At 41.4% G+C, this 12,289-nt stretch carries 9 protein-coding genes; 7 read left to right on the plus strand and 2 right to left on the minus strand.

Annotated features, from left to right (window positions below):
* Positions 1-9: 9 nt before the first annotated feature.
* Genes DW862_RS18010 through DW862_RS18025 form a run of 4 tightly spaced genes read left to right on the plus strand, consistent with a single transcriptional unit; the run spans position 10 to position 6,313 of the window.
* Entirely contained in the window at positions 10-939 is a 930-nt protein-coding gene (locus DW862_RS18010) for an ABC transporter permease (RefSeq protein ID WP_242398139.1), read from the plus strand.
* A complete protein-coding gene (locus DW862_RS18015) occupies positions 932-1,606 on the plus strand; it encodes an ABC transporter ATP-binding protein (RefSeq protein ID WP_120069730.1) in 675 nt (224 codons plus the stop codon). The genes DW862_RS18010 and DW862_RS18015 overlap by 8 nt, the downstream gene beginning before the upstream one ends.
* A 27-nt stretch (positions 1,607-1,633) precedes the next feature.
* Positions 1,634-3,976 (plus strand): FtsX-like permease family protein, encoded by a 2,343-nt coding sequence (locus DW862_RS18020; protein ID WP_120069734.1) that lies wholly within the window; start codon positions 1,634-1,636, stop codon positions 3,974-3,976.
* A 15-nt stretch (positions 3,977-3,991) separates the two neighbouring features.
* Complete coding sequence (locus tag DW862_RS18025; protein WP_120069737.1) at positions 3,992-6,313, plus strand: ABC transporter permease; 2,322 nt, start codon at positions 3,992-3,994, stop codon at positions 6,311-6,313.
* A gap of 81 nt (positions 6,314-6,394) precedes the next feature.
* Here DW862_RS18025 and DW862_RS18030 read toward each other — a convergent pair whose 3' ends face one another.
* Positions 6,395-7,579 (minus strand): aminotransferase class I/II-fold pyridoxal phosphate-dependent enzyme, encoded by a 1,185-nt coding sequence (locus tag DW862_RS18030; RefSeq protein WP_004312889.1) that lies wholly within the window; start codon positions 7,577-7,579, stop codon positions 6,395-6,397.
* A 219-nt stretch (positions 7,580-7,798) separates the two neighbouring features.
* Between DW862_RS18030 and DW862_RS18035 the strand changes: the two genes are divergently transcribed.
* The 3 genes from DW862_RS18035 to DW862_RS18045 all read left to right on the plus strand — a co-directional run bounded on the left by DW862_RS18035 (position 7,799) and on the right by DW862_RS18045 (position 11,082).
* The gene (locus DW862_RS18035; protein ID WP_004312888.1) at positions 7,799-8,824 is read left to right on the plus strand and encodes a diacylglycerol kinase family protein; all 1,026 of its coding nucleotides are present in this window, start codon (positions 7,799-7,801) and stop codon (positions 8,822-8,824) included.
* A 108-nt stretch (positions 8,825-8,932) separates the two neighbouring features.
* Complete coding sequence (aspS, locus tag DW862_RS18040) at positions 8,933-10,696, plus strand: aspartate--tRNA ligase (protein ID WP_008022394.1); 1,764 nt, start codon at positions 8,933-8,935, stop codon at positions 10,694-10,696.
* Complete coding sequence (locus DW862_RS18045; RefSeq protein WP_009041050.1) at positions 10,693-11,082, plus strand: GtrA family protein; 390 nt, start codon at positions 10,693-10,695, stop codon at positions 11,080-11,082. Before aspS ends, DW862_RS18045 begins: the two co-directional genes overlap by 4 nt.
* 294 nt (positions 11,083-11,376) lie before the next feature.
* Here DW862_RS18045 and DW862_RS18050 read toward each other — a convergent pair whose 3' ends face one another.
* Positions 11,377-12,261: a carbon-nitrogen hydrolase gene (locus tag DW862_RS18050; protein WP_015531126.1), complete on the minus strand. Its 885-nt coding sequence runs from the start codon at positions 12,259-12,261 to the stop codon at positions 11,377-11,379.
* Between the last annotated feature and the right edge of the window lie 28 nt (positions 12,262-12,289).

The raw sequence follows: 12,289 nt of genomic DNA on the forward strand, positions 1-12,289 counted from the left end.
ATATAATTTATGACTTTACATTATATAAAAGTAGCATTTAGAAACTTGTGGAAGTACAAGGCGCAGAATATAATCTCTGTCATCGGATTGGCAGTAGGACTACTGTGTTTCAGCGTATGTATGTATTGCAGCCGTTTTGTAGAATCCACCAATCATTGTTTTGATAATTATTCCCGCATAGCAGAACTAAATTTTTATAATGAACAGACTGGGGATTATTTTTCCGGTACACAAGTAGCGTTATCCGAAGAACTTCGTACTTGGGCTATGGGCGAAGTGGAAGCGATTCTTAGTATACCGCTGGACTATTCATTCCTAGAGAATAAAGAGAAACTAGAAATGGTGGAACGTTTCAGGCAGCATGCCGGTGTGAAAGATATTTTGTTATCTGACATATCCTATACTCACGGAGTATCCGGAAACTTATTAATGACGGAGAAGGGAAATGATAACTCTTGGATTGATATCAATGTAATGTGTGTACCATTGAATTTCTTCACCTTCATGAACATTCCGATGACGGAGGGTAGGACGATCCGGACAAAAAAGGATCTCGTAATGGATGAAGTTTGGCAGAAAAGACAAAAGAGAGATATCATCGGAATGAACTTCTACGACTGGACCAGTGATTTTACCGTCTGTGGAGTATGCGCCCCCTTTCAGACAGATGTACATAATCATAATGGCGGATTTGCTTTCACGCTTTATGATTCTTCCGAATACGTAGGGCACTGCTATGTGAAATGTTATCCCGAACAGCAAAAAGAAGTAATTAAATGGATTGAGACTATCCGTCGTGAAGTGCTGCCGGAGAATATTCCCTCCCAAGTACGTACATTTCAGGATGATTTGTACGAAGTGCAGGCACTGGAATATATCCTGAAAGACATCACAAAAACGAATAAAAATATAATTCTAAAACAATACAGTTATGATTAAGACCATTAACTTACAGAAGATTTTCAAAACGGAAGAAGTAGAAACTTGGGCGTTGAATAACGTCAGTATCGAAGTGAAACAAGGTGAATTTGTAGCCATCATGGGGCCCTCCGGCTGTGGTAAGTCAACATTGCTCAACATTTTGGGGCTGCTCGATAACCCGACAGGAGGGGAGTATTACCTGAATGGAACGGAAGTCTCCCGGTATACCGAATCGCAACGTACCAGTCTTCGCAAAGGTGTGATAGGGTTTGTGTTTCAGAGCTTTAATCTGATAGACGAGTTGAATGTATACGAAAACATAGAACTGCCTTTGCTTTATATGGGAATTTCTGCTTCCGAACGGAAAAAGAGGGTAGAGGCAGCTATGGGGAGAATGGCTATCACCCATCGTAGCAAGCATTTTCCGCAACAACTCTCCGGTGGTCAGCAGCAACGCGTCGCTATTGCCCGTGCCGTCGTGGCAAACCCTAAACTGATTCTGGCTGATGAACCGACCGGTAACCTGGACTCCAAAAACGGTAAAGAAGTGATGGGATTGTTGAGCGAACTGAATAATGAGGGAACCACCATCGTCATGGTGACCCACTCACAACATGATGCCGGTTATGCCGACCGCATTATAAATCTGTTTGACGGACAGGTGGTGACTGAAGTTAGTATGTAAACATAAGTTGTCGATAAAGAATATATCATGATAAAACACTATCTGAAAGTAGCCTTTCGCAATCTGATGAAATACAAGACACAAAGCCTTGTCAGTATCATTGGACTGGCAGTCGGCTTCACTTGTTTCGCACTATCTGCTTTATGGATACGTTATGAAATGACTTATGATAACTTCCATAAAGGATCCGACCGCATTTATATGGTACGTGCGCATTACGCCAATGAGCCCGGTACAAGTAAATTTACTCCATATCCTTTAATGGAATATTTGCAAGATAAAATGCCGGAGATAGAAGCTGCAACCGCTTTTACCCCGCATCATGTAAAATTCCGTTTGGAGGAAACAGAACAGGAGGTCGGAATGATTGATGCAGATTCTGTTTTCATGAACTTTTTTGATATACAATTATTGAAAGGTACTGTCAACTTCCTGAAAAGCGATGGTCAGGAAGTGGCTATCACCAAAGAATTTGCAAAGCGGCTCTTCAGCAAAGAAGAGGATGCATTGGGGAAAGAAGTGGAAGTAGGCAGACGCGTATGTAAAATAGGAGCAATCGTGAGCGGATGGTCGAACCATTCCAATATTCCATATAATATACTGGCTCCGGCAAGACATTCTCCTCGGTGGGGAAGTTCGAATGAGCAGCTATTTATTCGTGTACGCGAAAGAACAGATATAGACGCATTCCGAACAAAAATGAGCACCGTTCGCATCAACGATATTGAGAAAGAGAGCGAACTTTCCGATCTGTTGATTACCCGGATGTCAGCTTTGCGCTATTCGGATTATGTAGATAAAGCAGATGTTGTTATCTCTTTCAGTTATATATTCTATTTCTCTTTGGCAGGCGGACTGGTGATTATTTGTTCGTTATTCAATTATTTGACGCTTTTTATCAGTCGCCTTTGTATGCGCAACCGTGAAATGGCACTTCGTAAGGTGAATGGGGCAAGCAATAAAGCCTTGTCTGTACAGTTTGCCATTGAGTTATTGCTGCTTTTATGTATTGCTCTGTTCAGCGGATTGCTGCTGGTGGAGATGAGTATGTCCCGGTTCCTGAACTTTACGCAAATAGAGCCCAGCTCATATTATGGAGAAATCTTGGTATATCTTCTGGCAGTAATTATCCTGTCGTTTCTGTTTACACTGATGCCATTGTCCTATTTTCGTCGTCGAACATTGCAGGAAACGATCAAAGGAAATGTTGCTACTGCCCGTCCGTACTTATTCCGCAGAATAGGTATTATCGTACAGTTGATGGTTAGCCTTAGCTTTATCTTCTGCACGGTTGTCATCATGAAACAACTACATTTCCTGAAAAATACGGATTTAGGTATGGAGCGTCATAATGTAGCTAATGTGGCATTGTGGAATGGAGACATTTATCAATGGGCAGAGAAAATAAAAGCTCTCCCTATGGTAACAGAAACTTTACCTCCTGCGTACTTTCCAATTATTCCAACCGGTCCGATGATGTATGCAGAAATAACAAATTGGGATGGGCTGCCCAAGGTGACAGAAAAAACACTACTTGTTGGCATAATGCCGGCAAAGGAGGAATTCTTTAAGTTTTATGATTTGAAATTACTGGAAGGTGAATTTATATCTGAAAAGAGCCAGCAGAATGAAGTTGTGGTTGATGAAAGTACGTGCCTGAAATTCGGATGGAAACATGCTCTAGGAAAGACTTTCGGCAATAACACCAACAGTCGTCAGGGCATTACATACAAAGTTGTCGGAGTGGTGAAAAACTTTAGTTATCGTTCTCCGACAAGTAAGCCGGGACTTATTGCCTTTCAACGCCCCGAAGCACAAGAATATCTCCTGAATCGTGCCGGTATCCTTTTTAAATTCAAAGAGGGGACTTGGAACGAATGTCGTGAAGCTATAGAAAAACTCCACAAAGAAGAATTCCCCAATGCTTACTTACGGTTGTTTAGCGAGGAGGAGGAATATGGTAAATATCTTCGTTCCGAAGATGCACTGATGAAGCTATTGAGCTTCGTGTCATTGGTCTGTGTACTCATTTCCGTATTCGGAATCTTTTCATTGGTCACTCTATCGTGTGAGCAACGTCAAAAGGAGATTGCCATACGTAAAGTAAACGGGGCGCAAATTCGTCATATTTTGCAGATGTTCTTCCGTGAATACCTGCTGTTGCTGGTTATTGCTGCTGTTATAGCCTTCCCAATGGGATATGTGGTTATGAGGCAGTGGCTTGAAACGTATGTGAGACAAACTGTGATTAACGGTTGGGTATATGTAGGGATTTTCGTTGTAGTGGCAGTTATTATTTTACTCTGCATCATCTGGCGCATATGGAAAGCCGCCCGACAGAATCCTGCGGAAGTTATCAAAAATGAATAATAAAATAACAATATCATGATAAAACACTATCTGAAAGTAGCCTTTCGTAATCTGATAAAGTATAAAACACAAAGTCTTGTTAGTATTATCGGATTAGCAGTCGGCTTTACCTGTTTTGCGCTGTCGGTATTATGGATACGTTATGAAATGACGTATGATAATTTTCATGAGGGAGCCGATCGCATTTATCTGGCAGGCAGTAGCTTTCGTCTTTATGGAGACGGATTTACCTATAATTCATCTAGTTTTCTAGCTGATTATCTGGCAAAGAATTGTCCGGAGATAGAGAAAGTATGTCGTATCTTTTATGACTGGAATGAAAAAAAGATTAAGAATGAGGATGTTGAGTTTGTGGTACGACGTATAGAGGTAGATTCAGATTTCATTTCAATGTTCAATATTAAAGTATTGGATGGAGATAACCATCTACAGCTAAAAAAGGATGAAATTGCTATAACAGAAAATACGGCAAAGCGAATATTTGGGAAAGAATCTCCGATAGGTAAACACTTGATTTTAGAGGAAAGTAACGAAGAAAAAATAATCGTTGCAGTTGTAAAGTCATGGGAAGGACACTCTTTGTTTTCATTTGATATATTATTGCCATTTCATGATACAAACCCCAATTGGGGGAACCAACGATGCCAAACGCTTTTTCGTATTTATCCCAACTGTGATATAGAAGCATTGAAACAGAGGTTGTCAGAATATGAAGTACAACAAGATGGTCATAAATATCCAAATTCTACGCTTATTGCTCCATTATCCACATTGCGGAGTAGTCATCCGAGGGAAGATGTGAATGTGAAGTTGAATCATATTCGTCTTTTTGCATGTATTAGCGGTTTGGTGATAATTTGTGGAATATGTAATTATTTAACAATGTTGATAACTCGTATCCGGATGCGTAAACGTGAGTTAGCGTTGAGGAAAGTCAATGGTTCATCAAATGGTGGGTTACTCACTTTACTTCTTACAGAACTTGTCTTATTACTAATTTTATCTTCAGGAATAGGGTTGGTATTGATAGAACTCATCCTGCCGACTTTTAAACGTTTGTCACAAATCAATGAGGGTGCTTCATTTTTTTATATCGAAATATTTGTTTATATACTATCATTGATTGCTGTAACAGTTGGTTTTGCATCTCTGCTTATAAGATATATTAGTAGGCGAACTCTACTTAGTAATATAAACAAGAAATCCAATCTTCATCTCTCCGGCTGGTTTTATAAGAGTAGCATTTTATTTCAGCTGTTTATCGGTATAGGCTTTGTTTTTTGTACTCTGGTAATGATGATGCAACTTCATTTCTTACTAAATACTAGAGAACTTGGAATAGAACGGCATAATGTAGGAGCAGTTGTTTATTGCTCTGAAAATATCCCTTTCAAAGAAATTGTAAGTCAGATACCAGAGGTATCAGAATGTTTGAATGGTTTTCATACACCTATTCCTAAGATGTTTTATTCAATATATAGGGTAAAGGAATGGGATGGAAAGGTCGCTGATAGTGAACAATATATTGAATTGGAAGATGAAACGATTAATCAGGACTATGCCGATTTCTTTGGAGTAGAGGTGTTGAATGGAAGTATGCTGGATGAAAAGGATGGAAAAGATATGGTTGTTATAAATGAAGCTGCTATGAAAGCTTTCGGATGGACACAACCGATTGGAAAGAAAATGGGAAAATTAGGAAAGCAATGTATAGTGAAAGGTGTTATTAAAAATATTTCATATAATGCTCCAATACATCCGGTAGCTCCTGCTATGTTTCATTTACCAGATAGTAGAGACAGAGGAGGTATTATATTCAAAGTGAAAGAGGGAACTTGGAATATTGTTTCTGAAAAGATAAAAGCGGAAGTGAATAAAGTTAATCCAAATGCAGAATTGATGTTGTCTAATATTGAAGAAGTTTACGACGCTTACATGAAATCAGAGAGAACATTGTGCAAACTGTTGAGTGTGGTTTCTGCTATTTGTATATTAATTGCGGTATTTGGTATATTCTCGTTAGTGACTTTATCCTGTCAGCAACGTCGTAAAGAAATAGCTATACGCAAGGTAAATGGAGCCAATATAGGAATAATCTTGAATCTATTCTTTAAAGAATATTTATTTTTACTTGTACTTTCATCGTTCTTTGCTTTTCCGCTAGGATATGCTATGATGAAGCATTGGCTTGAAAATTATATAAAGCAAACACCGATGGAATGGTGGTTATATGCAGTTATATTTATAGGAATGGGCCTTGTCATTTTCTTAAGCATCATCTGGCGCGTGTGGAAAGCCGCCCGGCAAAATCCAGCAGAAGTACTCAAAAGTGAATAAGATAAAATAAAAGTCCGGCACATTGATTTGTGTCAGACTTCATTTTATTCACCCAATAATGAGTGATATATTTTTCGTAGATTATAAAAGATCCAATGCTTTAAATGCCTTAACTAGCTTTTCTACAGCACGGTCTATTTGATCTTTTGTATGAGTAGCCATTAATGCCACACGTACCAAAGTATCTTGCGGTGCACATGCCGGAGGAATAACCGGATTGATGAATACACCTTCATCAAAAGCTAATTTGGTAACCATAAACGTTTTTTCCGTGTCACGTACGTAAAGAGGGATGATAGGTGATTCTGTTGCACCGATTTCAAAGCCAGCTTCACGGAAACGTTTCAATGCATAGTTGGTAGCTTCCCACAATGCTTCAAGTCTTTCCGGTTCATTTTGGATGATGTGGAGAGCTTCGAGAGCAGATGCAGTAGCAGCCGGAGTGTTGGATGCACTGAAAATATAAGTACGTGCGTTGTGACGTAACCAGTTGATGATAGAAGAATCAGCAGCGATAAATCCGCCGATAGAAGCCAGTGACTTGCTGAAAGTACCCATAATCAAATCAACCTCGTGAGTCAGACCGAAATGGTCGCAGACGCCACGTCCTTGTTTTCCGAATACGCCCAAGCCGTGAGCTTCGTCTACCATGATAGTAGCGTTGTATTTATGTTTCAAGCGTACGATTTCGGGCAAGTTTGCCAAGTCACCTTCCATAGAGAACACACCGTCCACTATGATTAGTTTCACTGAATCCGGATTGCACTTTTGAAGTTGCTTTTCCAGATCCGCCATATCGTTATGCTTGTATTTTAATTGTTGAGAGAAGGAGAGACGACGGCCATCTACGATAGATGCGTGGTCGCGGTCATCGCAAATGATATAATCATTGCGGTCTGTCAAAGCAGGAATAACTCCGGAATTCACCGTAAAACCGGTTGAGAAGCAGAGTGCTTCGTCTTTGCCTACAAAGGCAGCCAGTTCTTTTTCCAACTGAACGTGCAGGTCAAGCGTACCATTCAAGAAGCGCGAGCCTGCGCAACCGGAACCATATTTATGCATGGCGTTGATACCTGCTTCAATCACTCTTTCATCTCCCGTAAGGCCAGTGTATGCATTGGAACCGAACATCAACACTTCGTGTCCGCCCATTTCTACCTCTGTACCCTGCTTTCCTTCTATCTCACGGAAATATGGGTAAACGCCCTGTGCCATAAACTTTTGTGGCAGGTCGTACTTAGCTAACTTCTCTTGTAATAATCCCATGAATTATAATTTTTATACTCATACTCAGATCGTTCGCTGACGATCTTACATCCTTTTATCTTAACAAGTGTTTAAAAACAGGGGGCAAAGATAACAAAATTTGCTTTTATCTGTTCTTTTTAAGAGAAAAAAGTTGCTCTCGTATGATTAGAAACCTCTAATAGATTAAAATTTAAGATATTTATATTACTTTTGTCGTCTACAATCGACAAGAATAGCATGAACGAAAGAATGAAAAAAATAAAATTCGTCGTCAATCCTATTTCGGGAACACAAAGTAAAGAATTGATTCTTAACTTGCTGGACGAAAAAATAGACAAGGCGAGATACTCTTGGGAAGTAGTGTATACGGAAAGAGCCGGTCATGCAGTAGAAATAGCTGCCAAAGCTGCCGAAGAGAAAACAGATATAGTAGTGGCTATCGGTGGGGACGGAACGATCAATGAAATAGCTCGTTCGTTGGTGCATACTGATACCGCACTGGGAATTATTCCCTGCGGATCGGGCAATGGACTGGCGAGGCATCTGCATATACCGATGGAACCGAAGAGAGCATTGGAAGTGCTGAACGAAGGTTGCATGGATGTGATAGATTATGGTAAGATCAACGGTACAGATTTTTTCTGCACTTGCGGAGTGGGATTCGACGCGTTTGTCAGTCTGAAGTTTGCGCATGCCGGTAAACGGGGGCTATTGACTTATCTGGAGAAAACCCTGCAGGAAAGTCTTAAATATGAGCCGGAAACGTATGAACTGGAAACGGAAAACGGAGTCTCCAAGTATAAAGCCTTCCTGATTGCCTGCGGAAACGCGTCGCAATATGGAAACAATGCTTATATCGCGCCACAAGCCACTCTGACAGATGGTTTGCTGGATGTGACCATTCTCGAACCGTTCACCGTATTGGACGTTCCTTCATTGGCCTTTCAATTATTCAATAAAACAATCGATCAGAATAGCCGTATCAAGACTTTCCGCTGCAAACAGTTGTGCATCCGCCGGACTACTCCGGGCGTCGTGCATTTTGATGGTGACCCCATGGAAACGGATGCCAATGTAAATATTCAACTGATTCAAAGAGGATTGCGCGTGGTAGTGCCACGAGCATCGGAAAAGGACGCAGCCAATGTGCTCCAAAGAGCGCAGGAATATATGAATGGTATCAAATTGATGAATGAAGCCATCGTCGACAATATAACAGATAGAAACAAGAAAATATTGAAAAAGCTGACAAAGAAAGTCTGATAAAATAACGGATTACTGACACCGAATTACAAATTATTGCGTACTTTTGCGCAGTTTTGGTTCGATCAAAATAAAAACGCGAGTGATAATCGTTTAAATAAAAAATATATGTTTAGAACGCACACATGTGGAGAACTTAGAATCTCTGATGTAAACAAGCAAGTCACGCTGTCCGGATGGGTACAGCGCAGCCGTAAGATGGGAGGGATGACTTTCATTGACCTTCGCGACCGTTACGGAATTACCCAATTGGTTTTTAATGAAGAAATTAATGCTGAACTCTGTGAACGTGCTAATAAATTGGGACGTGAGTTCGTCATTCAAGTGACAGGAACGGTTAATGAACGTTTCAGCAAGAATGCAAACATTCCTACCGGAGACATTGAAATCATTGTTTCCGAACTGAACGTACTAAATACTGCCATGACTCCTCCGTTCACTATCGAAGATAACACGGATGGGGGGGATGATATCCGCATGAAATACCGTTATCTGGATTTACGCCGTAACGCTGTACGTTCCAATTTGGAACTGCGTCATAAAATGACAATTGAAGTTCGCAAATATCTGGATAGTCTGGGTTTCATCGAAGTGGAAACGCCCGTTTTGATCGGTTCTACTCCTGAAGGCGCACGCGACTTCGTGGTGCCGTCACGTATGAATCCGGGACAGTTCTACGCACTTCCGCAGTCTCCGCAGACCTTAAAACAGTTGTTGATGGTTTCCGGTTTCGACCGTTATTTCCAGATTGCGAAATGTTTCCGCGACGAGGACTTACGTGCCGATCGTCAGCCGGAATTTACACAGATCGACTGTGAAATGAGCTTCGTTGAGCAAGAAGATATTATCACTACTTTCGAAGGAATGGCTAAACATTTGTTTAAGACTCTTCGTGGTGTGGAACTGAATGAACCATTCCAACGTATGTCTTGGGCGGACGCCATGAAATATTATGGTAGCGATAAACCGGATTTGCGTTTCGGCATGAAATTCGTGGAACTGATGGATATCATGAAAGGTCACGGATTCTCTGTATTCGATAATGCGGCTTATGTGGGTGGTATCTGTGCCGAAGGTGCTGCGACTTATACCCGCAAGCAGCTGGATGCATTGACCGAATTTGTAAAGAAACCGCAGATTGGTGCGAAAGGAATGGTTTATGCCCGTGTGGAAGCCGACGGAACGGTGAAATCGAGTGTAGATAAATTCTATGCGCAGGAGGTGCTCCAGCAAATGAAAGAAGCATTCGGAGCTAAACCGGGTGATTTGATTCTGATTCTGTCTGGCGACGATGTAATGAAAACACGTAAACAACTTTGCGAGCTTCGTCTGGAAATGGGTGCTCAACTGGGATTGCGTGATAAGAATAAGTTTGTTTGCCTTTGGGTGATTGACTTCCCGATGTTCGAATGGAGCGAAGAGGAAGGACGCCTGATGGCTATGCATCATCCGTTTACTCATCCGAAAGAGGAAGATATTCCGATGTTGGACACTGACCCGGCAGCTGTACGTGCAGATGCATACGATATGGTAATCAACGGTGTGGAAGTTGGCGGCGGATCTATCCGTATCCACGATGCGAAATTGCAGGCGAAGATGTTCGAGATTCTTGGATTCACTCCGGAGAAGGCAGAGGCACAGTTTGGCTTCCTGATGAATGCCTTTAAGTATGGTGCGCCTCCTCACGGTGGTTTGGCATACGGACTCGACCGTTGGGTGTCTTTGTTTGCAGGATTGGATTCTATACGCGACTGTATTGCGTTCCCGAAAAATAATTCCGGACGTGATGTAATGCTGGACGCACCCTCTGCAATCGACCAGAGCCAGCTTGATGAACTGAATTTGATCGTAGATTTGAAAGAGGGCGAGTGAAAGAATCTGTACGCATATTCCGTTTTATAGTCATCGGTACAATGAACGCTTTGATTATGGCGTTGGTTGTATGGTTAATGATGAAAGAAATGTCATTTGACGGCGACTATATGGTGGCTAATATAACAGCGTATCTGATAGCTCAAATCCATAACTTTATCTGGTGCAAATACTGGATATTCCCTGTAGAAAATAAAAAGAATAGTATCTGGAAACAGATACTGCTCTTTTGTTCTGCTTTTGCCGTGGCTTACACCGCACAGTTTTTATTTCTTATCTTATTGGTAGAAGGACTGGACATGAATGAATATCTGGCTCAATTTCTGGGATTGTTTATTTATGGAGGAGCTAATTTCCTAGCCAACAAGAAAATAACTTTTCAATGAAATAGTTATTAAATATAATATATAGAAAGGGCACAGAGTTTTAAATTTAGATTTTGACTCTGTGCCCTTCTTATTTCCTTATTGTAGCAGAGACATTTCCCACATAATAAATATAATAGGGACTGTCTGACAAGTCCCTATTAATAATTTCACCCACGCTATAACTATCTGTAGCGTGGGTGATTTTCAATATTTAGAATTCGTTAGACAGCTCCTTTTTTGTTGTGATATTTATAAATATCCTCTCTTATGTCTTTGGGAGTGAACTTTATTGGGGAACTTCTGCATTGAACTTTAATCGAGAAAGCGTTTGGTAAGTCCTTCGTATTCGTCAATCCGGCGATCACGGAGGAAAGGCCACCAGCGGCGGACGTTTTCCGAGCGTTCCATATCTATTTCCACTACCATGTTTTCCGGATGATCGTTTCCGGCTTGTGCCAGGAATTCTCCTTGCGGTCCTGCTACGAAACTGTTTCCCCAAAATAGGATGCCGTTTGTCTGTCCGGAAGGATCGGGCTCGTGTCCTACACGGTTGACGGAGATAACAGGAAGACCATTGGCAACGGCATGGGCACGCTGCGAAATAATCCAGGCGTTGAGTTGGCGGGCTTTTTCGTCGTCCGTGTCACTGCTTTCCCAGCCAATGGCAGTAGGATAAATTAAAAGTTCCGCACCTTTCAGTGCCATCAGGCGGGCAGCTTCCGGATACCATTGATCCCAGCATACCAGTACGCCCAGCTTTCCTAAAGAGGTTTGAATGGGTTCAAAACCGATGTCTCCGGGAGTGAAATAGAATTTTTCGTAGTAAGCCGGATCATCGGGAATATGCATTTTCCGGTATTTACCCGCAATGCTTCCGTCGCGGTCGAACACAACAGCGGTGTTATGATATAGTCCGGGGGCACGTTTCTCAAAAAGAGAGGTGACAAGGACTACTTTATTGGCGGCTGCCAACTCGGAATAAAAGCCTGTGGATGGTCCGGGAATGGGTTCAGCCAGATCAAACAGGTTGGTGTTTTCTGTTTGGCAGAAATAAAGTGAATTGTGTAACTCTTGAAGCACAATCAGTTGCGCACCGTGAGCAGCGCAAGCCTCGATACTCTTTGCGAGGTTCATCAGGTTGACCCGAATATCTGCGGTATTGGATTGTTGGATGATTCCGACTTTTATCTTTTTCATGATGAATAATTACTTGGTTGATTCATTC

Origin of the sequence: Bacteroides sp. AM37-9, assembly GCF_003603455.1 — a bacterium.
GTDB lineage: Bacteria > Bacteroidota > Bacteroidia > Bacteroidales > Bacteroidaceae > Bacteroides > Bacteroides xylanisolvens.